Annotated in this window: 26 protein-coding genes; 4 read left to right on the top strand and 22 right to left on the bottom strand. The window is 59.6% G+C overall.

The features are described 5' to 3' along the window. Positions 1-21: 21 nt before the first annotated feature. The 22 genes from HMPREF3153_RS06820 to rho all read right to left on the bottom strand — a co-directional run bounded on the left by HMPREF3153_RS06820 (position 22) and on the right by rho (position 20,855). Positions 22-426 (bottom strand): arsenate-mycothiol transferase ArsC, encoded by a 405-nt coding sequence (locus tag HMPREF3153_RS06820; RefSeq protein ID WP_049063757.1) that lies wholly within the window; start codon positions 424-426, stop codon positions 22-24. Positions 427-473: 47 nt separating this feature from the next. Beyond that, positions 474-2,051, bottom strand: coding sequence for a peptide ABC transporter substrate-binding protein (locus tag HMPREF3153_RS06815; protein WP_110333285.1), 1,578 nt, complete (start codon positions 2,049-2,051; stop codon positions 474-476). A 120-nt stretch (positions 2,052-2,171) separates the two neighbouring features. Next, positions 2,172-3,611: a cation:dicarboxylate symporter family transporter gene (locus HMPREF3153_RS06810; RefSeq protein WP_070420408.1), complete on the bottom strand. Its 1,440-nt coding sequence runs from the start codon at positions 3,609-3,611 to the stop codon at positions 2,172-2,174. A 275-nt stretch (positions 3,612-3,886) separates the two neighbouring features. Further along, positions 3,887-4,777 carry a tetratricopeptide repeat protein gene (locus tag HMPREF3153_RS06805; RefSeq protein ID WP_046645544.1) on the bottom strand — a complete coding sequence of 297 codons (891 nt, stop codon included), beginning with the start codon at positions 4,775-4,777 and terminating at the stop codon, positions 3,887-3,889. Then, positions 4,774-5,082, bottom strand: coding sequence for an MTH1187 family thiamine-binding protein (locus HMPREF3153_RS06800; RefSeq protein WP_046645543.1), 309 nt, complete (start codon positions 5,080-5,082; stop codon positions 4,774-4,776). Before HMPREF3153_RS06800 ends, HMPREF3153_RS06805 begins: the two co-directional genes overlap by 4 nt. Positions 5,083-5,092: 10 nt before the next feature. Continuing rightward, on the bottom strand, positions 5,093-5,377 hold the full coding sequence (locus tag HMPREF3153_RS13030; RefSeq protein ID WP_080970039.1) for a hypothetical protein: 285 nt from the start codon (positions 5,375-5,377) through the stop codon (positions 5,093-5,095). Then, entirely contained in the window at positions 5,377-6,069 is a 693-nt protein-coding gene (gene nucS / locus HMPREF3153_RS06790) for an endonuclease NucS (RefSeq protein WP_046645542.1), read from the bottom strand. The genes HMPREF3153_RS13030 and nucS overlap by 1 nt, the downstream gene beginning before the upstream one ends. Before the next feature lie 21 nt (positions 6,070-6,090). Further along, positions 6,091-6,570: a DUF2550 domain-containing protein gene (locus tag HMPREF3153_RS06785; protein ID WP_070420407.1), complete on the bottom strand. Its 480-nt coding sequence runs from the start codon at positions 6,568-6,570 to the stop codon at positions 6,091-6,093. Positions 6,571-6,748: 178 nt separating this feature from the next. Further along, positions 6,749-7,120, bottom strand: coding sequence for a F0F1 ATP synthase subunit epsilon (locus HMPREF3153_RS06780; protein ID WP_005532062.1), 372 nt, complete (start codon positions 7,118-7,120; stop codon positions 6,749-6,751). Between the two features lie 10 nt (positions 7,121-7,130). Next, positions 7,131-8,576: a F0F1 ATP synthase subunit beta gene (gene atpD, locus HMPREF3153_RS06775; RefSeq protein WP_005532061.1), complete on the bottom strand. Its 1,446-nt coding sequence runs from the start codon at positions 8,574-8,576 to the stop codon at positions 7,131-7,133. Positions 8,577-8,579: 3 nt separating this feature from the next. Next, positions 8,580-9,563 (bottom strand): F0F1 ATP synthase subunit gamma, encoded by a 984-nt coding sequence (locus tag HMPREF3153_RS06770; RefSeq protein WP_070420406.1) that lies wholly within the window; start codon positions 9,561-9,563, stop codon positions 8,580-8,582. 57 nt (positions 9,564-9,620) lie between these two features. Continuing rightward, positions 9,621-11,261 (bottom strand): F0F1 ATP synthase subunit alpha, encoded by a 1,641-nt coding sequence (gene atpA, locus HMPREF3153_RS06765; protein WP_070420405.1) that lies wholly within the window; start codon positions 11,259-11,261, stop codon positions 9,621-9,623. A gap of 59 nt (positions 11,262-11,320) precedes the next feature. Continuing rightward, complete coding sequence (locus HMPREF3153_RS06760; RefSeq protein WP_070420404.1) at positions 11,321-12,136, bottom strand: F0F1 ATP synthase subunit delta; 816 nt, start codon at positions 12,134-12,136, stop codon at positions 11,321-11,323. 6 nt (positions 12,137-12,142) lie between these two features. After that, positions 12,143-12,709 (bottom strand): F0F1 ATP synthase subunit B, encoded by a 567-nt coding sequence (locus HMPREF3153_RS06755; RefSeq protein ID WP_046645536.1) that lies wholly within the window; start codon positions 12,707-12,709, stop codon positions 12,143-12,145. Positions 12,710-12,754: 45 nt separating this feature from the next. Further along, positions 12,755-12,994 (bottom strand): ATP synthase F0 subunit C, encoded by a 240-nt coding sequence (locus tag HMPREF3153_RS06750; RefSeq protein ID WP_005532052.1) that lies wholly within the window; start codon positions 12,992-12,994, stop codon positions 12,755-12,757. 105 nt (positions 12,995-13,099) lie between these two features. Further along, complete coding sequence (gene atpB, locus HMPREF3153_RS06745; RefSeq protein WP_005532051.1) at positions 13,100-13,900, bottom strand: F0F1 ATP synthase subunit A; 801 nt, start codon at positions 13,898-13,900, stop codon at positions 13,100-13,102. A 540-nt stretch (positions 13,901-14,440) separates the two neighbouring features. Then, positions 14,441-14,887, bottom strand: a complete 447-nt coding sequence (locus HMPREF3153_RS06740) for a Cg1360 family ATP-synthase-associated protein (RefSeq protein WP_005532050.1) — start codon at positions 14,885-14,887, stop codon at positions 14,441-14,443. Positions 14,888-14,915: 28 nt separating this feature from the next. After that, positions 14,916-16,091, bottom strand: a complete 1,176-nt coding sequence (locus tag HMPREF3153_RS06735; RefSeq protein WP_034657597.1) for an MraY family glycosyltransferase — start codon at positions 16,089-16,091, stop codon at positions 14,916-14,918. A 74-nt stretch (positions 16,092-16,165) separates the two neighbouring features. Continuing rightward, positions 16,166-16,834, bottom strand: coding sequence for an L-threonylcarbamoyladenylate synthase (locus HMPREF3153_RS06730; RefSeq protein WP_005532048.1), 669 nt, complete (start codon positions 16,832-16,834; stop codon positions 16,166-16,168). A 30-nt stretch (positions 16,835-16,864) separates the two neighbouring features. After that, positions 16,865-17,773: a peptide chain release factor N(5)-glutamine methyltransferase gene (gene prmC / locus HMPREF3153_RS06725; RefSeq protein ID WP_070420403.1), complete on the bottom strand. Its 909-nt coding sequence runs from the start codon at positions 17,771-17,773 to the stop codon at positions 16,865-16,867. A 2-nt stretch (positions 17,774-17,775) separates the two neighbouring features. Beyond that, a complete protein-coding gene (prfA, locus tag HMPREF3153_RS06720; RefSeq protein WP_005532046.1) occupies positions 17,776-18,852 on the bottom strand; it encodes a peptide chain release factor 1 in 1,077 nt (358 codons plus the stop codon). Further along, positions 18,852-20,855 (bottom strand): transcription termination factor Rho, encoded by a 2,004-nt coding sequence (gene rho / locus HMPREF3153_RS06715; RefSeq protein ID WP_070420402.1) that lies wholly within the window; start codon positions 20,853-20,855, stop codon positions 18,852-18,854. The genes prfA and rho overlap by 1 nt, the downstream gene beginning before the upstream one ends. 366 nt (positions 20,856-21,221) lie before the next feature. Between rho and HMPREF3153_RS06710 the strand changes: the two genes are divergently transcribed. The 4 genes from HMPREF3153_RS06710 (at position 21,222) to moaC (ending at position 25,844) form a co-directional block, all read left to right on the top strand. After that, the gene (locus HMPREF3153_RS06710) at positions 21,222-22,982 is read left to right on the top strand and encodes a long-chain fatty-acid--CoA ligase (RefSeq protein WP_005532044.1); all 1,761 of its coding nucleotides are present in this window, start codon (positions 21,222-21,224) and stop codon (positions 22,980-22,982) included. Positions 22,983-23,053: 71 nt separating this feature from the next. Next, the gene (moaA, locus tag HMPREF3153_RS06705) at positions 23,054-24,070 is read left to right on the top strand and encodes a GTP 3',8-cyclase MoaA (RefSeq protein WP_070420401.1); all 1,017 of its coding nucleotides are present in this window, start codon (positions 23,054-23,056) and stop codon (positions 24,068-24,070) included. A 26-nt stretch (positions 24,071-24,096) separates the two neighbouring features. After that, positions 24,097-25,332, top strand: coding sequence for a molybdopterin molybdotransferase MoeA (locus tag HMPREF3153_RS06700; RefSeq protein WP_070420400.1), 1,236 nt, complete (start codon positions 24,097-24,099; stop codon positions 25,330-25,332). 32 nt (positions 25,333-25,364) lie between these two features. Further along, on the top strand, positions 25,365-25,844 hold the full coding sequence (moaC, locus tag HMPREF3153_RS06695) for a cyclic pyranopterin monophosphate synthase MoaC (RefSeq protein ID WP_070420399.1): 480 nt from the start codon (positions 25,365-25,367) through the stop codon (positions 25,842-25,844). The last annotated feature ends 3 nt before the right edge of the window (positions 25,845-25,847 follow it).

Here is a 25,847-nt window from a genome sequence, read left to right as displayed (position 1 = left end):
CCCCCCCGAGGCAGGCCCGCGTTAAGCCTGCTTGTTGACTCTCGCGATGAGTTCCTGCACGCGGGAGTCGATGTCGTCGCGCAGCTCGTTCATGCGCTGGGTGCCCTCGACGCCGCGCAGGGACGGGTCTTCGATATCCCAGCGCTCAGCGGGACCGTCGTAGTCTGCGCCACCTACCACGATGACGTGCTCGACCTGTGAGGCGAGCTCAGGGTCCACAGGCTTCGGAGTGCCCTGCGCCATGTCGGCACCGACCGCGGCAAGCGATTCCGCTGCCTCGTGGTTAATGTCGCCGGCAATGCCTGGCTCTAACACCTGGACGCCTGCGGAATACACGTCCCACTCGGGCGCGTGCTGCTTGGCCAGAGCGGCAGCCATCTGGGACTTGCCGCGGTTGCTGTTGCAAAGAAAAAGTACGGAGGTCATGACTCCGTACTTTATCCGTGTTTTATGCCTCGCGTTGAGCTGTAGCGCTACTTCTTAGTAATGGCGTAGTAGACCGGCAGGGACTTCCAGCTAAACTCGACGTTATCGACGTTCTGCGACCAGCCACCAACAACATTCGGGTAGAACAGCGGGATGGCAGGCAGGTCGCGCAGCAGCAGCTCCTGGGCCTGGTTGTAGAGCTTGGCAGCCTCTTCAGAGCTCTTGGCGCCGTTGGCCTTCACGATGAGCTCGTCGAAATCTGGGTTGGAGTACTTAGCGTCGTTGGAGGCGACGTCGCTAGTGAAGTTCGGACCGAGGAAGTTGCCCATGGATGGGTAGTCGGCCAGCCACGCAGTGCGGTAGGCGCCGTCCATGCGCTCCTTGCGATAAGCGTCGCGGAAGGACTTGAAGTCGGGGAACGGGCTTCCCACGGACTCGATGCCTAAGGTGTTGCTGATGTTGTTCGCTACGGCGTCGGCCCAATCCTTATTGTCGCCGTCGGTGTTGTAGTTGATCGGGAACTGACCTTCAAACTTACCGTACTTCTCGTCGGCCTTCTTCCACAGCTGCTTCGCCTTTTCTGGGTTGTAGTCAAGGTTGGAGGAACCCGGCAAATCGTCGTCGTAGCCGTCCAAGACCGGCGAGGTGAAGTCGCGGGCCGGGGTGCGAGTGCCCTTGAAGATGGACTCGGCGATTTCAGCACGGTTGATGGACATGGAGATAGCCTGGCGGCGCAGAACACCCTCTTCACCCTTGAAGTGCGGGGTCTCTTCATTGATGGACATCTCGAGGTAGGTCGCCGCTGGCTTGGTCTCGCTGCGCTCAGCTAGGTCAGCCTCGTAGTTGCCGAAGGCCGAGGAAGGAATCGCCTCGAGGACGTCCAGGTTGTTGGCCAACAGGTCCATGTACGCCGCATCGGTGTCGTTGTAGAAGGTGTATTGGATACCTTCGTTCTGCGGGGTGCGCTCGCCGCCGTACTCCGGGTTCGGCTCGATGATGAGGCTCTGGTTGTGGTCCCACGAGACAAACTTGTATGGGCCATTAGAGACGGGGTTCTCGCCGAAGCCTTCTGGGTCGTCGAGCCCGGCCTTGGGAAGCGGGAAGTAGGCGTTGTACCCCAGGCGAGTCGGGAAGTCGGACTCCGGCTGGGTCAGTTCGATGGTGAAGGTGCGATCGTCGATGACCTTGAGACCTTCCATCTCCTTGACGCCTGGCTCATAGCCCTTAATGGAAGAAAAGAAGCTCTCGTTGAGTTGCTCGTTGGCCACGGCATAGTTCCAGGTGTCTACGAAGGTTGCGGAAGTAACCGGGGATCCGTCGGAGAACTTCAGGTCCGGCTTGAGGGTGACCTTGTAGGTCTTGTCCCCTTCTTGCTCGATGGACTCGGCCATCTCGTTGTGGACTTTGCCCTCTGCGTCGTAGTAGATAAGGCCGGAGTAAAGCATATCGACCACGCGGCCGCCGCCGTTCTCGTTGGTCATGGCCGGAATGAGTCCCTGCTGCGGCTCGGTGCCGAGCACGGTGACATAGTTGGCGTCGCTAGCCGCATCGCCTGCATCGCTGCCGCAGGCAACAAGACCAAAGGCGAGGGCGCCGGCAGCCAAAACGCCATAAAGCTTTCGCATATATTTCCTCCAGTGGAATATGAGATATAACACTTGGAGAAAAACTAGCATGGTAGATCACTTTTAAAGCAAAAATGACCGGAAATATTCCGGTCATTTATTGAAGCTTAAGTGTTCGCACTACTGGAGCGCGCCAGAGCCCTTCTGGTAGTTGTCGATATCGAGCTGCGGAGTTGGCTGCAGATGCGCGGTTGCCGGATTCTCCACGGTTGGGTTGGAGAGGTCAACATCAGCGTCGTCCGCGGTTTCCACGTAAGGAAGATTGCCATTGAGCACCTCGCGCACGCGTGGCATATCGATGGAGTTGGTCCAGCGGCCAACAAGAATGGTGGCGAGAGCGTTGCCCGCAAAGTTGGTCAGCGCACGAGCCTCAGACATGAAGCGGTCGATACCAACGATGACACCCACGCCGTCGAGAAGCTCAGGGCGGTGGGACTGCAGACCCGCAGCCAGCGTAGCCAGGCCAGCACCGGAGACGCCCGCGGCGCCCTTGGAAGCGATGATCATGAAGACCAGCAGACCGATCTGCTCACCGAGCTGCATTGGCATATTCATGGCGTCAGAGATGAAGATGGACGCCATGGTCAGGTAGATAGCGGTGCCGTCCAGGTTGAAGGAGTAGCCCGTCGGAACGACGATGCCCACGGTTGGCTTGGCGACGCCCAGGTGCTCCATCTTGCGCATGAGGTTCGGCAGAGCAGACTCAGAGGACGAGGTCGCGACGATGAGAAGGAACTCACGCCCCAGGTACTTACACAGCTTCCACATGCTGATGCCACCGAGCAGGCGGGCAATTAGGCCGAGAACACCGAAAACGAAGAGGAAGCAGGTGATATAGAAGGCCAGCATGAGCACTGCCAGAGACTTGACTGCCTCGAAGCCCGTGGCGCCGACGACGCCAGCGATAGCGCCGAATGCACCAATCGGGGCAACCCAGAGGATCATGGTCAAGATCTTGAAGGTGACCTTCTGCAGGTTGGCCACGAAAGCCAGGATCGGCTCACCGGCCTTGCCCATTGACTGAACGGCGAAGCCGAAGAGCAGAGCAACAAAGAGAACCTGGAGGACGGAACCGGAGGTGAACGCCGAGAACAGGGTGTCCGGAACGATGGACTGCACGAAACCGGAAAGGCCGTGAGCGCCTTCCTCGGCCTGCTTGACGTACTTGTCAGCTTCGCCCGCGGTGGCCTGGATGTTTAGGCCCGCGCCTGGCTCGATGAAGTTGCCAACGATGAGGCCGACTGCGAGAGCGAACGTAGACATCGTGATGAAGTAGATGAGGGCAATGCCGCCGGCCTTGCCCACCGAGGCAGCAGCGCGAACGGATCCAATGCCAAGGACAATGGTGCAGAAAATGACCGGAGCGATGATCATCTTGACGAGGCTGACAAACATCGTGCCGACGATCTTCATGTTCGACGCAGAATCAGGCGCGATCAGGCCGAAGGCAATACCTCCGAGAACGGCAATGATAACCGCGATGTAGAGCCAGTGGGTGCGGTCCTTCTTCGGAGCCTTGGACTCCGCAATCTTTGGACCTTGCGGTGAGAGGGTGGACATGGACACTCCCTTCAGGGGGAACTAGAAACCTGCACTGAGAGTTGCTCGACAACTTTGCCCAACAAAGTGCTACGGCTCACTCAGCATTCTTAATGTAGGCGATATTAAACCGCACCTATTGGGGTCTAGAAATTGGCCCTGCGCTGGGGGTATACGAAAAATAACCCCGGGCCATAACCGGGGTTAATAGCCAGTCCCCCAAGTCCGGAAAAATGGGAGAATCGGACTTTTCAGAATGGGGGTAAGCAGGAGCGCTGTCTACCCCTTGCCCCTGCCTAGTACAGGGCGCTGGCGAGTTGGGTGCGCGCCTTAAGTACACGCGGGTCCGAAGACTCGAAGAGTCCAAACAGCTCCAGCAGACGGTCCTTGAGTGTTTGCTTCTCGTCACCCGCGGTACGTTTCATACCCTCAATCAGGCGGTCAAACGCCTTTTCGGGAGTGCCGGCGACTACCTCGGCGTCGGCTGCATCGAGCTGCTTGGCGACGTCCTGCGGTTCCGCGTCCGCTGCCGCCACTGGATCCTCACTGCGATTGGCAGGGTCGAGGCGCTTGAGCAGCACCGTGGTGTTGCGCGCCTGTTTGATCTCCACGTTGTCGGGTTCAGAAGCCAGGATTTCGTCATACTGTGCGATAGCGGCGTCGAAGTCGCCGCGATTCATGGCTTCCTCAGCGACGTGCAGGCGGGAATCCGGCGCCTCAGATTCCTCTTGTGCTTCCCCACCGCTTAAGCCGCGCAGCTGCGGACCGAGTTTCTCAACGAGGGTCCCAGTCCACTGCTCAAGGGCATCCTTGGGCTGAGCTCCCTCAAAGTTGGTGACGGGCTGGCCTGCAGCGATGGCGACGGTGGTCGGCAGGTTCTGGACACCGAAGACCTGAGCCACCTGGGGCACCACGTCGGCGTTGATGTAGCCGACGATGAAGCTTAAGTTACCGGCCTCCGCCAGGGACTTGAGATCAGCTTTGAGCTGCTCGGAAGCAGGTGAGCGCGGGGAACCGATGAGTGCAATGACAGGCACCTCAGCGGAGCGGCGGATTAATTCTGCTTCGAAGTTCTCCTCGGTGACCTCGAAGAAAGCCGCGATGCCTGCGGGGGCATCGTTAGGCGCTTCTGCCTTCTTCTTCAAGGCGCCCAGGTCGAGGGCACCGCCTACGTAAGGTCCGGTCACTTCTTTTCCTCCAGACGACGATTAACAGAGTCTACTTTTTGTGTGAGCTGCCCGGTCACGCCTTCGCGGATATCGGCCTTGATGACCAAGGACGTACGGGGAGAAACCTGGCGCACGGCGTCGGTTGCCTCCTTGATGACCGCGAAGACCTCGTCCCATTCTCCCTCCACGAGGGTGAACATGGCATTTGTTTCATTGGGGAGCCCGGAAGCGCGAACGACGCGCACTGCCTCGGCTACGGCCGCGGACATCTCTGCGGTTTCATCGCCAACGACGGTTGGCGCTACAGAAAATGCAACAATCATGCCCGCTATCCTACCTACGCTCCCAACAGTGCCGGTGCCAGTGCCTACGGTCCTCTTCCCTACCACCGGTATCGCGAGGCCAGGCCACGATATGAGCCACGCGTGGCGGGATGTTTTGATTACATCCCGGACAGATATAAAACTTCGTGGCGGCGGCGCTGCCAATGTGGCGCATAATGAAAGGTTCGCCGTGGGTCCATTTAGGGCCCTCGACTGTCTGGGAACCGAAGAAGGTGGATCCGTCCTTAGGAAGAGGACGCAGTTCAGGGCGATTACGGCGGTTGCGACGTGGCACTAGAACAACCGCAGTTCGTTCGATTCAATCCCGCGGAGGTCCTGGTAGTCCAGGATGACACAGCGGATACCGCGGTCTTCGGCGAGTGTGCGCGCCTGCGGCTTAATCTCTTGGGCGGCGAACACGCCCTGCACAGGAGCAAGAAGTTCATCGCGGTTGAGCAACTCAAGGTAGCGGGTGAGCTGTTCGACGCCGTCGATACCGCCGCGCCGCTTGACCTCGACGGCCACGAACTTGTTGTCTTGGTCCTTGGCCATGATGTCTACTGGGCCAATCGCGGTGGGATATTCGCGACGGACCAGCGAATAATTCTCACCGAGTGTGTCGATGTGCTCAGCAAGGAGCTCCTGCAGGTGAGCCTCGACTCCGTCTTTGACCAAGCCGGGGTCTTCGCCCAGCTCCACGGAGATGTCCTGATGAATCTCTGCGATTGTTATGCGCAGCTGCTCACCTTTGGGGTTTTCTACGAGCCACAGTTGCTCGCCGGTGTCCTCGCCGTCAATGTCGGTGATAGCGGACTCTTCGAGCGTGCAGGGTGGGGTCATCCAGTTGAGCGGCTTGTAGGCGCGGTCGTCGGCATGAATGGACACGGAGCCATCGGCCTTAACTAGCACAAGGCGGTCCGCCATGGGCAGGTGAGCATCCAAGCGGCCAACATAATCTACTGAGCAACGGGCGATGACTAAACGCATGCCCTCTACCCTATAGGTTGGCTATTGTTCTTTAGCAAAGCGGGTCGCCCGCTGCCGAAGCTGGCGGTAATCCAGCCTCTCCTGACGCTTCGATGGGGCAGCCTCAATCCAAGCCGTAAGCCCCATGATGCCGTGCGAATCCGAGGCGATCTCATACTCCTGCCCGCCAAAGGAGAAATGCAGCACTGATTGCCCCTCAGACATGAAAGCAGCCTCGTCATCGTCCAATGGGCGCGTGCCAATTAGTTCGACGTCGAGGCGATTAAAGCGCAGGTCTGCTTGCAGTGAAACGGAGCGAAGCTTGAAGTATTCAACGTACTCGCCGTTGTAGCGCATCACACCATGGCGCCAAGTGTGGGAATCCTTAGCCGGCAAGGAACGCAGCAGTACTGAGGTCCCGCGCTCACGCAGCATAAAGAAACGGCGTGCGGCGAGGAACAAACAGGCCAACACAATGAGCCCCAACGCAAGAAGGAACAAACCAATTACTGATGAATTCATATTCAGGTGCTCCTTACTGCTAGGCAACCGTAGCTGATGAATGAATTCTAGCGCTTTAGTTGCACCAAATGCCACTAATCGAGCTAATGAATGGCGAGATCGAAAAAGCGCTCCATCTCCTCGTGTGGAGGAAATGGAGCGCTTCGAGAGCGGAAGGGCTTTGCTGCCCGTTACTCTCCTAGCCCTTGTTGGCGCGGCGCACAGCACGCTGTGCGGCTGCACCGCGGTTGTGGACGAGAGCTTCGTCAGACTTCTGGTCTTCGGAAGCCTGTGCCTCATCAACTTCGGTGGACCAGGTGGCCCAGTTGGCGAGGACAGTGATCTTGTCCCTGGACACGGAGAGGAAGCCACCCTGGACCGCGGCGACGAGGCGCTCGCCGTCCACTGGGTGGATGGTCACGACGCCGTTCTCGGCCAGCTGGCCGACCAATGGCTCGTGACCAGGAAGCACGCCGATCTCACCCTCGGTGGTCTCAGCCGTAACCAGCGTGGCCTGTCCAGACCACAGCATGCGCTCGACGGATACCAATTCAGCGGTGATGTCAGCCATGTGCCACTCCCTACTTCTCGGTGAGCTTCTTGTACGCAGCCTCGACGTCGTCCAAGCCACCCAGGCCGTTGAAGGCCTGCTCTGGGTAGTGATCGAACTCGCCGTTGCAGATGCGCTCGAAAGCGTCGATGGTCTCGGTCAGCGGGACGTAGGAGCCTGGCAGGCCGGTGAACTTCTCTGCGACGAAGAAGTTCTGGCCCAGGAAGCGCTCGATACGACGGGCACGCTGAACGGTGACCTTGTCCTCCTCAGACAGCTCGTCCATACCAAGGATGGCGATGATGTCCTGGAGTTCCTTGTTCTTCTGCAGGATGTGAATAACACGCTGTGCAACTTCGTAGTGGTGCTCGCCCACGATGGACGGCTCCAGAATACGAGAGGTAGAAGTCAGCGGGTTCACAGCCGGGTAAATACCCTTGGAAGCAATACCACGGTCCAACTCGGTGGTTGCATCGAGGTGGGCGAAGGTGGTGGCCGGAGCCGGGTCGGTGTAGTCATCCGCAGGAACGTAAACGGCCTGCAGAGAGGTAATCGACTTGCCCTTCGTGGAGGTAATGCGCTCCTGCAGGACACCCATCTCGTCAGCCAGGGTTGGCTGGTAGCCAACGGCGGAAGGCATACGGCCCAGCAGGGTCGAAACCTCAGAACCTGCCTGGGTGAAACGGAAGATGTTGTCGATGAACAGCAGCACGTCCTGGTTCTGCACATCGCGGAAGTACTCCGCCATGGTCAGGCCGGACAGAGCCACGCGCATACGGACTCCTGGCGGCTCATCCATCTGGCCGAACACGAGGGCGGTGTCCTGGAGAACGCCCATCTCTTCCATTTCGAGGAAGAGGTCGGTGCCCTCACGGGTACGCTCGCCGACGCCGGCGAAGACGGAAGTACCGGAGAACTCGCGTGCGATACGAGTAATCATCTCCTGGATAAGAACGGTCTTACCAACACCTGCACCGCCGAAGAGACCGATCTTGCCGCCCTTCACGTACGGGGTCAGGAGGTCGATAACCTTAATACCGGTCTCCAGGATCTCGGTCTTGCCCTCGAGCTGGTCGAATGCTGGCGGCTCACGGTGGATGCCCCACTGCTCGCCGTCGCGACCCAGACCAGGCTGGTCGAGGCAGTCGCCCAGTGCGTTGAAGACGTGGCCCTTGACCACATCGCCGACTGGAACGGAGATTGGCTTGCCAGTATCGGTCACGGTAGCGCCGCGGACGAGGCCGTCGGTCGGTGCCATGGAAACGGTACGGACGAGGTTGTCACCGAGGTGCTGAGCGACCTCGAGGGTGACGGTCTTTGCAACAGCCTCGAGAGTAATCTCGACGGTCAGTGCGTTGTACAGTGCCGGCAGTCCGCCACGCGGGAACTCCACGTCGACGACCGGACCGATGACGCGCACCACACGGCCGGCAACAGCCGACGACTGTGTGTTCTGCTCTTGCAGAGCTGAAGTCATAATCTAGTCACTTTCTGCGCTTTCGGCGAGCGCACCAGCGCCACCGACGATCTCTGTAATTTCCTGGGTAATCTGTGCCTGACGAGCCTGGTTGGCCACGCGCGAGAGGTTCTTGACCAGCTCGGTAGCGTTGTCAGTAGCAGACTTCATTGCGGTACGGCGAGCGGCGGACTCGGAAGCGGAAGCCTCCAAGAACATCGCGAAGAGGATGCGAGAGACATACTGCGGGAGCAGACTCTCCATCAACGTGTCCGCATCCGGCTCGAACTCGTAATCAGGGGTGACCTGATCAGCGGGCTCGGCGTCGGAAAGCGCGGACTCGCCGAGGTGGAATTCCTCGTCCTCGATGACCGGAACCACTGGCAGCAACTGCTGGGCACGCGCGGTCTGAATCAGCATGGACTCAAACTCGGTATACACAACGTGGACCTGGTCGAAGCCACGGATGGACTCGCCCTCGGTGTTGATGCCTTCGCGGTACTTAGCGGTCCCCTTCGAACCTGCAATGAATCCGTCAATCATGTGACGACGGACATCGTGGGTGGTTTCCCAGGACGGATCCTGGGAGAAACCAGCCCAGCTGCCTGCAACGTCAGCTTCACGGAACTTGTAGAAGCCAACGCCTTTATTACCCGTGACGTAGCGGACGGTCTCGTAGCCCTGCTTCTTGAGCAGTGCTTCGAGCTCGGCTGCCTTCTTGAAGATGTTGTTATTGTAGCCACCGCACATGCCGCGGTCAGAAGAGACCACGAGAATAGCGGCGACCTTGCCATCTTCACGTTCACGAAGCATGGGGTGATCCAGCGAGCTGGCCGCTGCGAGCCTGTTCATAACATTCGCAAGCTCGTGTGCGTAAGGCAGTGATGCCTCAACCCTTGCCTGTGCCTTGGTAATGCGCGAGGTAGCAATGAGCTCCTGTGCCTTGGTGATCTTCTTGGTGGAATTAACGGACCTGATGCGGTCACGCAGTTCACGAAGATTAGCCATGGTGTTCGCTCCTCCCTTCTTTTATCTAGACGGTTGATTCTTAGAGCTGTGCGGACTCTAGTTAGCCGTCTTGTGGGAGACGTTGAGCTCGGTCTTCTTCACCTCAGCCGCGTCGAGCGGCTCAACCGGTGCCTCGGAGCCAATGTTGTGGCCCTCGGAGGTACGGAAGGTTGGGGTGAATTCCTTTGCAGCCCTAACGAGCGCATCCTTGGACTCGTCGGACAGAGCCTGGCCACCAGCGATCTGCTCGAACACCTGTGGGGCGTTGGAGTGCAGGTACTCGTGAACTTCAGCTTCGAAGCGACGTACATCCTCGACGGGAACGACGTCGAAGATGCCCTGGTCTGCCAAGTAGATGGAAACCATCTGGAACTCGACAGGCTGCGGGGAGGACTCTGCCTGCTTGAGCAGCTCGACCAGACGCTCACCGCGCTCGAGCTGTGCCTTGGAGGCCGGGTCGAGGTCGGAAGCGAAGGCAGCGAATGCCTGCAGGTCACGGTAAGCAGCAAGCTCAAGACGCAGGTTACCGGCGACCTTCTTCATACCCTTGGTCTGCGCAGCGCCACCAACACGGGAGACGGACACACCGACGTTAATTGCCGGACGGACGCCCTGGTTGAACAGGTCGGACTCCAGGAAGACCTGGCCGTCGGTAATGGAAATAACGTTGGTCGGGATGAAGGCAGAAACGTCGTTCGCCTTGGTCTCGATGATCGGCAGTGCGGTCATGGAACCTGCGCCCATGTCGTCGGAGAGCTTTGCAGCACGCTCCAGCAGACGGGAGTGGAGGTAGAAAACGTCGCCCGGGTATGCCTCGCGGCCCGGCGGACGGCGCAGCAGAAGGGAAATCGCACGGTAGGCCTCAGCCTGCTTGGTGAGATCATCGTAAATAACCAGGACGTGGTTGCCCTGGTACATCCAGTGCTGACCCAGGGCCGCACCGGAGAACGGGGCGAGCCACTTGAAGCCGGCAGCGTCGGAAGCCGGAGCAGCCACGATGGTGGTGTACTCCAGTGCGCCGTGCTGCTCCAGGGTGTGGCGGACTCCAGCAATGGTGGAGCCCTTCTGGCCGATAGCGACGTAGATACAACGTACCTGCTTGTCCTTGTCGCCAGACTCCCAGTTAGCCTTCTGGTTCAGGATGGTGTCGATGCAGACTGCGGTCTTACCAGTCTTACGGTCACCAATGACCAACTGACGCTGACCACGACCAATCGGGGTCATTGCGTCAATAGCCTTGATGCCGGTCTGCATCGGCTCTTCAACCGGCTGACGCTGCAGCACGGACGGTGCCTGCAGCTCGAGGACGCGGTCCTCTTCAGCGGCGATTGGGCCCAGGCCGTCGATCGGCTGGCCCAGTGGGTTGATAACGCGGCCGAGGAATTCCTCGCCCACGGGGATGGAAAGGACTTCGCCAGTCCTCTTGACCTCGTCGCCCTCGGTGAGGGACTCGAAGTTGCCCAGGACAACGACACCGATGGAGTTGGTGTCGAGGTTCTGTGCGACGCCGATAACGCCGCCTGGGAACTCGAGCAGCTCATTCGCCATAACGGATGGCAGGCCCGAAACCTGCGCAATACCGTCAGCTGCCGAAATGACCACGCCGACCTCCTCACGGGAGGCCTCCGCGGAGTAGCTCGAGGTGTAGTTCGCAATCGCGCTACGAATCTCATCGGAGGAGATCGTCAGCTCCGCCATGTTCTTCCTGCTCTCGGTAGTATCTTCCAGCAATTACTTAATCATTTCTGTCGTTTCGGCTAAGCCATCTTGGCACGCAGGCGGGCAATCTTGCCTGCCGTGGAACCGTCGATAACTTCATCGCCGACGCGGATGGCCATACCACCGAGGAGGCTGGTGTCAACCTCAGAGTGAATGGACATCGCACGACCATAAATTTTGCCCAGCTTCTCAGCGAGTGCTGCACGCTGGCTATCATTCAGCTCACCCGCGGTGGTGACGCGTGCAATGGTGCGACCCTGCAGCTGCGCTGCGTAGTCGGCCAGAGCGGCGACATCATCGATGGGGTTCTGCTCAGGGCGGCCGATGGCCTGGAGCGCAAGCGCCTCAGTGAACATCGTTACCTTGCCGTAGAGCACGCTTGCCAGCAATCCGCGCTTACGTGCGGACGTAGCAGTTCGATCGGAAAGCAACTGGGTCAGCTCTGCCTCGTTCTTCAGGATGCTGGACAGACGGAAAAGCTCGTCTTCCACCTGGCCCAACTGGCCCTGAGCCTCAGCACCACGCAAGAGTGCGCGGCGACCAAGGGATACGAGACCCTTGACCAAGTCACGAGTGGAGGACCACTGCTCGGCTGCAGCTGCGTCGATGACCTGAGCGGCGATCGGAGCAATCTTGGAGCCAAAAAGGTTCTGCACCAGAGACTTGCGGGTGTCGGCCGGAACGGCGGCGTCGGTTAGCGCAACGCGCAGTTCGCGGTCTGCATCAAGGACATCGACGACCTCGAAGAGGTCGAGACCTGCCTGTGCAGCGCTCGCAACAGCGTTGTCCGAAGCCAGAAACTGATCCAGCTGGGATTCAACGCTCGCGAGAGCTTCGCGGCTAGCTGCCTTCATAGTTGCCTACTTTCCGGCCGGTGCCACAGAATCGAGCTCGGACAGGAAGGTGTCAATCGTGGAGGACTGCTTGGTAGCGGACGAAAGCTCGCCGCCGAGCAGCTTCTCAGCCAAGTTGATGGAGTTCTGTCCGATTTCGGAACGCAGCTCGGAGATGACCTGTGCACGGGAAGCCTGCAGCTGCTTCTCGCCAGAAGCGACAATGCGGCGGGATTCTTCCTCGGCCTGGGTCTTAGCCTCAGCCTCGATCTGCTTGCCGCGCTCGCGCGCCTGCTCACGGATCTCTGCAGCTTCTGCACGTGCGTCAGCAAGCTGTGCGTTGTACTTCTCGAGAGCAGCCTTAGCTTCAGCCTGCTGAGCCTCAGCACGCTTCATGCCACCCTCGATTCGGTCCTCGCGCTCCTGGAGCATCTTGTTGTATGCCGGAAGAACGAACTTCCAGAACAGCCACAAGATGACAACGAAACAGATCAAAGACCAGAAAATGTCATAGTTCTTGGGCAGAAGGACGGAGAAGCTGCCGGAACCCGGGTTCTCCTCCCCCGCCGCAAGCGTATAAAAGACGTTGTTCATGTGGTCTCCAGTCTTAAAAGGTTGGTTTAGGAAAACGCGAACTTTTTAGAACAGGAAGCCTGCAACGAGGCCGATAAGTGCAAGAGCCTCGGTGAAGGCGATACCAAGGAACATGGTGGTACGCAGCTGGCCGGCCATTTCAGGCTGGCGAGCCATAGCCTCAACGGTCTTACCGGCAACGATGCCGATACCGATACCAGGGCCGATTGCGGCGAGGCCGTAGCCAACAGCCTTCAAGCTGTCGAGGTTAGCGGCAGCATCCTGTGCAAGAATGATTTCGTTCATGGTGAAAGTCGTTCCCTTTCGTATGTCCTGCCCGCATTCTCACGGACAGGGAGATAGTTTCTGTGAAGTTGAGATTTTTCTCGGTCGCGCTCGTCGACCTCGTCCTTAGTGCGAATCCGCGTGGAGGGACAGTTCGATGTACACCGCCGTCAGAAGGGCGAAGATGTAGGCCTGCAGGAAGATGACCAAGAGCTCGAACAAGCTGAATGCAAGTCCCAGAACAATGGTCAAACCAGACAGTGCCGTCCAACCGTTCAGCTGCCAGAAGAAGAAGTTCGAAGCAGAGAACAGGAGGACCAGAATGATGTGTCCAGCCAAGAAGTTCGCCATGAGACGAATGGCGAGGGTAACTGGTCGCAGAATGAAGGTCGAGAAGAACTCGATCGGCACAACGAGCAAGTGCAGGACCGGCGGAAGGTTAGGAATAACCACCGAGGACTTAACAAACTTGCCGAAACCGTAGCGCTTTGCACCGGCGTAAATCATTGCGATGTACGAAACCGCTGCAAGAACGATAGGCATACCGATACGACCATTCGGCGAGACGTTAAGTCCCGGGATGATGGTCGGTACGTTCATAAACAGGACTGCGAAGAAGATCGTCGCGATAACCGGGAGGAATCGCTTCGCCTCCTTCTTACCCAAGATGTCTTCGGCGATGTAGATGCGGACAAAATCGACCGCATGCTCGCCGACATTCTGCAGACCCTTTGGAACCAACTTGGGGTTCTTAAAGGCCAACATGAAAAGAACCACCAATACCAGCGTCATCAAGATGCGCACCAGCATTAGGCGATCAAGCGCGAACCATCCGTCGGCAAAGTCACCGAAGAACAGATGGTCAGCATCTACTTGCCCCGGGAAGAATTCTTCACCCAGATCAGGCGCGTGGAAGTGCCCTTTCATGGCCAATGTTGTAACGCTCAGCGTTCTCTCCCGTGTTAGGGCCGCCGCAATTGGATATTGCGGACGGTGCGATGGACGTCTCAAGCTCTCTGTCACGACTTCGGACTCCGTCGCACATCTTCGAAGAAGTGACAGGGATTGACCGCGCGGGAGCCGAAATTTCAATGACCTCGCAGCTAGCAAGGAAAATATTTCGGTTCCGCGGTAACCCGCACGAAATAATATCAGTTCAGCGCGTTTGAGACGTGTAGCAGGGTGGAGCCGAAATGACGCCACCCCGCCCTGCTTCGCTATTTCCCACTTTTAAGGCTTATGACTAGGCAAAAGACCTTTTATGGCCTTTGTCACACACAGGGAATATGCACCACCCCGGGGGTGGAATTTACACACTTTTCACACGTTCCCCCAAGGAAGGTACCTGCCCCACATTCGGGTTATATGGCGCAAAACATAAGCCACCCCGGGCAAGCAGACAACGAATGTCCACCCACCACGGGGTACAGGCCGATAAGTTCGGCAAAAATGGGTTAGCGCGAGAATTTAATGCACGTAAGATACGCGGGCACTGACTACGCCCCATGCCTCTGTGCCGAGAGTCGCCAAGAGCGCCAGGACTACGGTCACGAACATGGCCATCTTGTCGTAAAACTCAAGGTCGCGAATCACGGCCAAGATGATAATGAGGACCAAGATCTTCACCAGCCAGCTGCCCATCACCACGATGATGGTATTGGTCGGCGAAGTCTTGGATGCAGCGAGCACAGACACCACAGTCAACAGTACGAAGCCGCCGCCGATGCCGGCGCCAATTACGACGCCCCAAATGCCGGGTAGTCCGCGCATACCTCCCCAGACAGCCAGGGACAAGATAGTTATCGCTACCAGTGCCATCGAGCCGAAGTTTAAGGCACGCTTGAGCGGCAAAACTGGATCATCAAAGTCTTCAACCTTGTTAATCGGCGCATCGTTCGCGGCGTTGTTAGTCATAGGCAAAAAGCCTACATCACGCCCGCGTCTATGAAGGATCCGTATGGGCTACTACTGTGGCGCCAGGCTTGGCGCGTCCGAGCTTGCCCTGGCGAAGTGGGATGAGCGTGACGCCGAAGGCAAAGAGCAAAGCCAGCACCGTAATAGTCGTTGCGAGAACCGGCGGGACTATGGAAAAAGACACCGCCCCAAAAGCTACAGCGGATACCCACAAATAGAGGACGAGTACGGTTCGGCGGTGAGTATGACCCAAGGACAAGAGGCGGTGGTGGATGTGCGCTTTGTCCGCAGAGAAAGGCGAACGCCCCTGTGAGAGGCGGCGAATAACCGCCCAGACAAGGTCCAGGACTGGAATAAATACAGCAGCGGCCACGACGATGAACGGCGAAGCGAGAGCCACCATGTCGACAGTACCGTACAAGGACATATTGATCTTGCCCGAGGCAGACGTCGAAGCCGCCGCCAGCAGCAGGCCAATGAGCATCGATCCACTGTCCCCCATGAAGATACGAGAAGGCTCAAAGTTGTGGGGCAGGAATCCGGCACATATACCCACCAGCGCTGCCGCGATGATTGCGGGCGGATATGCGGAGACCGCACCACCTTGATCATGCAAGACGGTCAGGGAGAAGACCAGGATCGCGGCGCCTGCAATAAGGCCTAGGCCGGCGGCGAGACCGTCAAGCCCATCCACGAAGTTCATAGCGTTAATCAGCAGTACCGTAAAGAACGTAGTCAAGAGTGTGCCCTGGATTTGATCAAGAAGAACCGTAGTTCCATCCCCCAGCGGAATGAAGAGCAACGTCCACGTCAGGCCGAGGCCGCTCATGATTCCAGCGGCCAGTAATTGGCCCACTAGTTTGACTACCGCACTGAGCTCAACAAGATCGTCGATGACGCCCACAAGCACTATGGCCAGCGCCGCCCATAAGACCGCGTTCATCTCTGGGGTAACGGGCATAAAGCCGCGAGTCAAGGCTGGAAACTGGCCCGCAATGAATACCGCGGCCGCAAACCCGGTAAACATCGCCACGCCGCCCATCTGCGGGGTGGGTTGAGAATGCGAATCTCGCAAGCGAATTTCTGCCACTCGGCCAGTGCGCACCAAAAAGCTCCGAACTAAACCAGTGGCAAGATAGGTAAAGGTCGCTGCGACGAGAATAACGAGGGCTATCTCGCGCAGCGGTACTCCAGTTCCGCCCACACACTCTCCTTTTCGCTCGGGTTCTTGTCTTTGCTACTGCGCCTCAGCGCCTAGGCACTACTACGCCTCGGCGCCTAGGCGCCAGGACGGGTACGCAGAGACTCTGCGGTCACACCAATAACCGCAGCGATTTCCTCCGCGGACAGCGCACCCTCGCGCAGCAGGTACGGACGCTCCCCGGAGAGGTCGATGATGGTGGAAGGCTTGCCAATTGCGGTCTCGCCGCCATCGAGGTAAACGGTCACGGCTTTACCCAGCTGCTGCTTTGCCTCAAGCGCGGTGGTCGGCGGGGTCTGGCCGGAAATGTTTGCAGAAGACACAGCCATGGGGCCTACCTCGCGCAACAGTTCAATCGCGATCGGGTGCAGCGGCATGCGCAGCATCACGGTGCCGCGGGTATCGCCGAGGTTCCAGGGCAGAGACGGAGCCTGTGGCACCACGATGGACAGGCCGCCCGGCCAGAAAGCCTCGACCAAGGTACGTGCGGTATCGGTATAGCTGGCAACCAGGCCGCGAATTGTGTCCCACGATCCCACTAATACTGGGACCGGCATGTCAGGACCGCGATGTTTGGTGGCCAGCAGGCTTGCCACGGCGTCGTTGTCAAACGCATCGCAGCCCAGGCCGTAAAGAGTGTCAGTTGGCATCACAACCAGACGGCCCGACTTCGCAGCCTTTACTGCGAGTGCCATTCCCTCTTCGCGCTCTGCTTGGTCGGCGCAGTTATAAATCTTTCCCTGCATGCTTTCCTCACTTCATGTTTACAGACCAACCTACTGTACTCCTGCGGAGTAGGCGCTTACACTTTTGCGCGCCGTAACGAAACGGGCGGTCTTTGTCAGATCCCGCAGCACGGCAATATCAGTGAACCGTCCATCAGCGTGGAGCACAGCCTGCACTGCAGCGCTGGTGGCGTCGTCGTGCTCGATGCCCACTCGGCCGCCGGGCTTGAGCAGCTCCGCGATGCGCGGGACGAGGCGGTTGATTATAGCCATACCGTCTTCCCCACCAAAGACTGCCATGTGTGGATCGTGGTAGACCTCGGGTTCGAGATCTAGGGTTTCCGGCACATAGGGCGGATTGGTGAGCACGAGGTCGACGCTGCCGTCGAGCTTGCGCAAGGTCGCAGGCGCAGTCGCGTCGCCCTGGACAAGCCTCAGCCCCTCGCCGGCCACGCGGGAGAGGTTGCGCTGCGCATAGGAAAACGCCTCATCGGAGAGCTCGACCGCGTACACCTCGGCTTCCGGCATTTCGTGCTTGACGTAGCCGGCCAGCGCGCCGCTACCGGTACACAGGTCGACGACACGCGGAGGCGACGCGGTAACTGTAAGAGCTGTGTGCTTAGCGACGTCGCGAAGCATGCGCACTCCCCAATCCGCCAGGACTTCAGTCTCGGGGCGCGGGATGAACACGCCTGGTCCGACCTCGAGCTCAAGCGGGCCAAACCACGCAGTACCGAGGATGTGTTGCAGCGGCTCGCGGGCAGCACGGCGCGCCACCCAGCCCTCATACGCGATGTCGAAGCCCGGGATGGGAGCTGCGTCAAGGTCGATGTCCATGTGCCCGCAGCCGATGAGCTCGGCGGCCAACAAACGGGCATCCCACTCGGGACTGGGAACTCCAGATGCACGAAAGCGCTCCGCGGCGTCGCGAAGCGCTTCTGCGTAGGTGTGAAAAGCCACCTTTAGCCTTCCGCCTCCAAGCGCTCAGCTCGCTCTTGGGCCTGCAGGGCGGTGATGAGATCCTGCATGTCACCGTTGAGCACGGCATCCAGGTTATTGGCCTTGTAACCAATGCGGTGATCGGTAATGCGGTTCTCCGGCCAGTTGTAGGTGCGGATGCGCTCCGAGCGGTCCAGGGTACGGACCTGGGAAGCACGCTGCTCGCCGGCCTCGGCCTCGCGAGCTTCGCGCTCAATCTGATCCAGGCGGGCCTGCAGCACCTGCAGTGCACGGGCCTTGTTCTGAATCTGGGAACGCTCCTTCTGACAGGTCACCACCAAGCCGGTGGGAAGGTGCGTGATACGCACTGCGGAGTCAGTGGTGTTAACGCCCTGGCCGCCCTTACCGGAGGAACGGTAAACGTCGACGCGCAGGTCCTTCTCGTCGATGTTGACGGACTCTACCTCGTCCGGCTCTGGGTACACCAGCACGCCAGCGGCGGAGGTTTGGATGCGCCCCTGGGACTCGGTGACCGGGACGCGCTGCACGCGGTGCACGCCACCCTCGAACTTGAATACGGACCAAGCACCGTCGCGGGACGGGGTCTTGGACTTGAAGGAGATGGACATGTCCTTCACGCCGCCGAGGTCGGACTCGTTGAGTCCCAAGACTTCCCACTGGAATCCAGCCTTGTCGGCGAAGCGCTCGTACATACGGGCCAAGTCGCCTGCGAAAAGGGCTGCCTCTTCGCCACCGGCACCGGCCTTGATCTCCATGATGATGTCCTCGGAGTCGTGCTCATCGCGCGGCGCGAGCAGGTCGGCGAGCTTTTCTTCGAGCTCGACTACCAGCGGCTCAAGGCGATCGACCTCGTCCTGGAAGTCATGGTCCTCGTATGCCATTTCCTTGGCGTCCTCGAGGTCCTGACGTGCCTGGACCAGGTCGTTGTTGACGGCAACGATAGGACGCAGCTCCGCGTAGCGCTTGGAAAGCTTGCGGAAGAGCTTCTGATCGCCGGCGACCTCTGGGTCGCCCATCTGCATTTCGATGCCCTGGTACTCGGAGACGATGTCGTCAACGAGTGAAACTTGGCTTGCCATTAGATGTAATCCTCAGCTTCCTTGTCAGCAACCATCGGTGCAGAGCTTGCCACCTGCATGAGGAACTCGCCGTTGGAGCGGGTCTTCTTGAGCTGCTTGATGAGCAAGTCGATCGCGGCGAAGGAGTCTAGGCCGGACAGGATGCGGCGCAGCTTGGTCATGATGCGCGCCTCTTCCGGAACGAGCAGCAGCTCGTCCTTACGGGTGCCAGACGGGTTAACGTCGACAGCCGGGAAGATGCGGCGCTCAGAGATAGCGCGGTCGAGCTTGAGCTCGGCGTTGCCGGTGCCCTTAAACTCCTCGAAGATGACGGTGTCTCCGGTGGAGCCGGTCTCGACCATTGCGGTAGCGATGATAGTCAGGGAGCCGCCGTCTTCGATGTTGCGGGCAGCACCGAGGAAACGCTTCGGCGGGTAAAGGGCGTTGGAGTCCACACCGCCGGAGAGGATGCGGCCGGAAGCCGGCGAGGAGTTGTTGTATGCACGGCCCAGGCGGGTGATGGAGTCGAGCAGGACGACGACGTCCTTGCCCTGCTCCACGAGACGCTTTGCGCGCTCGATGGCGAGCTCGGCCACGGAGGTGTGCTCTGATGGCGGGCGGTCGAAGGTGGAGGCAATGACCTCGCCCTTGACGCTGCGCTGCATGTCGGTGACCTCTTCTGGGCGCTCGTCGACGAGGACGACCATGAGGTAGCACTCTGGGTTATTTGCGGAGATCGCGTTGGCGATGTTCTGCAGGATGGTGGTCTTACCGGCCTTAGGCGGGGAGACGATGAGCGCGCGCTGGCCCTTACCGATCGGCATGATGAGGTCGATGACGCGGGTGGTCAGGATCTTCGGATCGGTCTCCAGACGCAGGCGCTGGTTCGGGTACAGCGGGGTCAGCTTGGAGAAGTGCGGGCGGTTCTGCGCGGTCGAAGGATCCGCACCGTTAACCGTGTCAACCTGCACCAACTGGTTGTACTTACGGCGGTTGCGGCCATTGCCGTGGGTGTGCGTTGGGCCGGAGACCTTGACCTTACCGGTCAGGGCGTCGCCAGAGCGCAGGCCCAGGCGGCGAACGAGGTTGTTGTTCACGAAGACGTCGGAGCTTGCCGCGCGGTAACCGGTGGTGCGCAGGAAAGCTACGTTGTTGTCCACGACCTCGAGGATGCCGCCGACTGCCTGCACCTCATCACCCTCACGGATCTGCAGGTCATTGCCGCCGCCGTTATTGTCGTTGCCGCCACGGTTGCGGCGGTTACGACGGTTGCGGCGGTTACGACGTCCGCCGTTGTTGTCATCGTCATCATCGGTGTTGCGACGATTGTTGCGACCACCACGGTCATTGCGGTCATTGCGCTCGTTGCGATCGCCACGGTCGCCACGGTCGCCGCGGTCGTTGTTCTCGCGCTTGTCTTCGTTGCCCTGCTGCTCGCTGGAGGAATCTTGGGAACCCTCGTTCGCAGCGCCATTGCCAGCATCGTTGTCAGACTTGGTGTTCTCGGCGTTCTCGCGCTCTTGGCGGCGAGCACGGTTACGGCGGGCACGACGGGCCTGGGAACGGGACTCATAGCGCTGCTCGTCGCCCTTCTGCTCGCCTTTCTGCTCGCCCTTGTTCTCGTTCTGAGCCTCGGCGGCAGCGGCGTTTGCGGCGTTTGCGAAGTTCGCGGAATTGTCGTTGTCCGCGTGGTCGTGCGCTGCATGGTCGTGTGCAGCACCAGCCTTGCGGGTAGCCTTACGAACCCGGCGCGGGTTTGCGCCAGCGTTCTTCGATTCAGCTGCATCAGCTGCAGATTCCTGCTTCGCCGCGGCGTCGGCAGGCGCAGCGTCCGCTACGGGCTTTGCGGCCTTGGCAGCTTTGGCGGCCTTGGCTGGAACCTGGCCGGTGGTCAGTGCAGTGATGAGGTCCCCCTTGCGCAATCCAGAGACACCTCGAAGGCCGCGCTCGGCAGCAAGCTTGCGCAGTTCCGGCAGCTTCAGGGATGCGTAATCCTGTGCTGCGGCTTTGTCCGTATTGCTCACGGAAATCCTTTCGTCGCTTCACCAGCATTGATTTGCGTAGCCTGAAATGTGGCCTACGCGCTGGAAGCCAATTTGTATTTTTATGGTGCACGCCGCCACGAGCGAAGCAAGTTCCGAAGTAACGAATTATTCGGGTTAACTGCGCGGGCGGTGAAATATCTAGGCCTCTCCCCTGGGAAAAGGAATGCCACGGAGGAGAATTAGTAGAAGGCGACTGCGAGCGAGAAAGTAACACGAGGTTGCATCCTCGGAATACTCGGTTGCGCGGCGACTCGGAAACACTTGTCAAGCCAATCCGCACCAGTCGCTGTCAACTATAACGCATTGTACGCGCAAGCTGGAAGTGACACCGCTAAAGTAGACAGCATGCTTTCCACCATGCAGGACATCCCTCTCTCCCTTACACGCATCCTGGAATACGGGTCCACCGTTCATGGGCAGACACAGGTGACCACGTGGCATAGCAACTCGGAACCGGAAAAGACCAGCTTCTCCGCCATCGGCGCACGAGCCGCAGCTTTCGCGCACGTGCTGCACGACGAACTTGGAGTTACCGGGGATCAGCGTGTCGCATCCTTCATGTGGAATTGTGCGGAACATCTCGAGGTCATGTTTGGCGTAGCCTGCAAGGGCGCTGTTTTCACTCCCTTGAACAAGCAGCTGATGAATGACCAAATCCGGCACATCATTAACCATGCTGAGGTGGAGGTCATCGTCGCTGACCCACGCCTGGCAGATCAGCTCGCCAAAGTTCTAGCCGGAGCGGAATCCGTGCGCGCCGTGTTGTTTATCGGCGCCAGCAATCCGCAGTCGCACGCAGGAAAGTTTGGACGTGGCGTCGAGGTGTACTCCTACGAGGCGCTGCTTGACGGACGTTCCACCGAATACAACTGGCCGGAGCTGGAAGAGCATACGGCGGCAGCCTTGTGTTACTCCACCGGCACCACCGGCGCACCGAAGGCCGTGCTCTACTCCCACCGCGCGCTCTACCTTGAGAGCATGCAGCTGCGCGCATCCGACTCACTGTGCGTGACCCACGGCGAGACCTTCCTGTGCTGCATCCCTATCTATCACGTGTTGAGCTGGGGTGTTCCGTTTGCGGCTTTCATGACGGGTACGCCGTTGGTGCTTCCCGACGCCGATGTTTCCGCACCGACGCTCGCCAGCATCATCGCGGCAACGTCGCCGCGCGTGGCGCATGGCGTGCCAACGATTTGGATTCAGCTCTTCGTTCACTACCTCAAGAACCCGCCAAGCCGCATGACGCTTACGGAAATCTTCGCAGGCGGCTCGCCGGTGCCGCCGCAACTGATCAAGATGTGGGAGGAGCGATACGGCGTTGATGTTGTCCACGTCTGGGGCATGGCCGAGACCACCACGGTGGGCACGGTTGCCCGTCCACCCCAGGGCGCCGATGGCGATACCCGCTGGGCCTACCGCGTCTCCCAAGGCCGTTTTCCTGCCTCGCTGCAATACCGCGTGGTCAACGACGGCGTGGTCGTGCCCAGTTCCGACCGCAACGCCGGCGAGATTCAGGTGCGCGGCAACCTGGTCACGGGCTCTTATTACCACTCACCCACCTCCGAGCCGGGCGGCTCAGCAGAAGAGTTCCGCGGCAAGCAGGTCGAGGATGCCGAATCCAAATTCACCGCGGATGGCTGGCTGCGCACTGGCGACGTCGGCTCCGTCACCGAAGATGGCTTCCTTACTGTGGAGGACCGCGCCCGCGACGTCATCCGCTCTGGCGGCGAGTGGATCTATTCCGTGCAGCTGGAGAACCTCATCATGGCCAACCCTGTCGTGGTGGAAGCCGCGGTCATCGGTTATCCGGATAAACAGTGGGTGGAACGCCCTCTCGCGGTAACGGTGTTGGCACCAGGGTTTTCTCCAACAATCGAAACCGCCGAGCGCATCCGAGAGGGTATGCGCAAGGAGCTACCTTCGTGGATGCTTCCGGAGTACTGGACCTTCGTAAAGAACATCGACAAAACCTCCGTGGGCAAGTTCGATAAGAAGGACTTGCGCTCGCACCTCGCCGAGGGCGAATACAACATCATTCGACTGAAAGGCCCTGGCGAGTCGCAGCGCCTGGATGACTTGCCGCAGCATTTCCCGCCCCGCGATTAGCCTCCGGATTAAACGCAAACATTTCCGGGTTAATATGGATAAGACCACTCTGTCTATAGACTAGGACGACAATGACTTATCCGCTTCTAGACAAATACGGCCGCAGGGCCCGCGACCTGCGCGTTTCGCTTACCGATCGCTGCAATCTCCGCTGCACGTACTGCATGCCGGCCGAAGGTCTCGAGTGGTTTCCCACCGCAGAAACCTTGAGCGATGAGGAAACGATCCGCCTTATCCGCATCGGCGTCGAAAAACTAGGCATCCGCCAGGTACGGTTCACCGGCGGCGAACCGCTCCTGCGCAAGTCTTTGGAGAAGATTGTCGCTGCCACTAAGCAATTGCGCACCGACGAAGGTAAATCACCGTCTACCGCACTGACCACGAACGGCTTGGGCCTCGACCGGCGTATCGATGGACTGGTGGAAGCAGGCCTCGACCGCGTGAACATCTCGCTCGATACCACCGACCGCGAGCTTTATGCCCGGCTAACCCGGCGCGACCGCATCCAGGATGTCTTCACAGCCATCGAAGCCGCTACCCGCGCCGGGCTGCACCCGGTCAAGGTCAATGCAGTGGTCATGCCGGGCGTGAACGAGGACTCCATCGTTCCGCTGGCCGAGTACTGCATCGAGGCGGGCGCGCAGCTGCGCTTCATCGAGCAGATGCCGTTGGGGCCACGTGATAAGTGGCGCCGCGAAAACATGGTGACGGCAGAAGATATCTTGGAGCGTCTGCGCGCTTCCTTTGAACTTGAACCAGCCAGCGAACCGCGCGGCTCCGCGCCCGCGGCGTTGTGGAACGCCTCCCGCGGCGGCGAATATGTGGGCAAAATCGGTGTCATCGCCTCAGTCACCCACTCCTTCTGTGGTTCCTGCGATCGCACGCGTTTGACCACGGATGGTGCAGTACGCAACTGCTTGTTTGGAAACTCTGAAACCTCGCTGCGTGACCTCATACGCGCGGGCGCCAGCGATGAAGAGCTCATGGAGGCATGGGCCGCAGAAATGTGGGCGAAGCTGCCCGGCCACGGCGTGAATGACGAGGGTTTCTTGCAGCCGGATCGCTTGATGGCAGCAATCGGTGGTTAAAGGCTTAAGGATCTAGTTTGAAAAACATGCGCTCCCCACAAGAACACTTCGAGGCGATAATGTCTCACGCCCGGCCGGTGCCGGTAGAGGTATTTCCGGAAGCCCAACCGGTCAACGAGAAACTTTTGGGCCGCGTTATTGCAGAATACGTCACTGCGCGCCTAGCGGTGCCGCCGTTTAGCAACTCTGCGATGGATGGCTTCTTGGTACACGTCAAGGATCTGGTTGAGCTGCCTGCGCGTTTGCCCGTCGCAGGCGACGTTCCGGCGGGCCAAGCCCCCAAGGAGGTGCCAGCGGGCAAGGCAGTGCGCATCATGACCGGCGCGCCGGTTCCGGAGGACAACGATGGCCTAGTTGTAGTCCCGGTGGAGTTGACCGATATTCCAGCCGGCCCACACGAGCTGCCGAGTGAGGTCACCATCAACGAGACGCCCAGGCGCACGCACATCCGCCCGAAGGGGGAAAACGTTCGGGAGGGCGCGACCATCGCCAAGCCGGGCACCGTGGTCGATGCCGGCCTTATTGCCGCGCTGGTTTCGGCTGGCATCACGCATGTTCGCGTCTACCGCCCCGTTCTCGTAGGCGTGGTCTCCTCCGGCGATGAACTGGTCGAGGGCTCAAGCCTCGAGCCGGGCCAGCTACCCGATTCGAATGGGCCGATGATCGAGTCGCTGATTCGCTCCACTATTCCGCACGCGGTGGTAACGCACATGCGCTCTTCCGACTCCCCGGTGCAGCTGCGCGAGACGATTGAGCAGCTGTTTCATTCCCACGAGGTAGTAATCACGACGGGCGGTGTTTCCGCCGGCGCCTTCGACGTCACGCAGACCGTGCTCCAGGCCGCAGAGGACTGTGAGGCTTGGTTCGGCGGGGTCAAGCAAAAGCCGGGCACGCCGCAAGGTTTTTCCCTCTATGGGGGTTTGCCGGTTATCTCCCTGCCGGGCAATCCCGTAGCGGCGTTTGTTTCCTACCACCTTTATGTTTCGCCTTTCCTCGAGGCCTTGAGCGGGCGTCCTGCCCGCACGAAAGTCTGCAGCGGGCGTACCATCGTCGCGCGCGCCGGGGAGGAGTTCCCCGTGGCACACAAGCACGGCACGGCATTTGTGCCCACGCGCTTAGAGTTCGGCGAGTTCGTCGTGGCGTACCCCTTTGCCAGCGGGTTGAGCAGCCACTTCGTGGCCTCACTCCATGGCACGTGCGGCCTGGTTGAGGTGACCTCCGAAATTCAGGCTGGCGATGAAGTCCGCGTGGTTATCTATTAATTCTCGATTAGGCCTTAATTAGACTAGAACCCATGAAATTTACCCATCTCAATTCCTCCGGCTCCGCCTACATGGTGGATGTGACAGAAAAGCAGCCCACCGTCCGCTCCGCTACCGCGCAAGGCGAGGTTGCATGTTCTCCTGAGGTTCTTTCTGCGCTTCGCGACGGCACGGTCCCCAAGGGCGACGTGCTAGCGGTCGCGCGCATCGCCGGCATCTCGGCGGCCAAGAAGGTTCCGGAACTGCTTCCTCTCGCCCACACCATCGGCGTGCATGGTTGCTCGGTCGATCTAGAAATCCGAGACGACCACGTCTTCATCGAGGCAACGGTGCGAACCGCCGATCGCACCGGTGTGGAGATGGAGGCGCTTACCGCGGTCAACGTCGCGGCGCTGTCCATCATCGATATGGTCAAAGGCGTCGACCGCTCCGCATTTATCCGCCGCTGTCGGATCACCGCAAAATCCGGTGGCCGTTCCGGCGACTGGACCCGCGAGCTTCCTAAAAACTAGGCA

This window comes from Corynebacterium sp. HMSC06C06 (assembly GCF_001807295.1).
Taxonomy (GTDB): Bacteria; Actinomycetota; Actinomycetes; order Mycobacteriales; family Mycobacteriaceae; genus Corynebacterium; species Corynebacterium striatum.
Note: the sequence above shows the minus strand (reverse complement) of the source record. Positions and strands in the feature narration are given on the sequence as shown.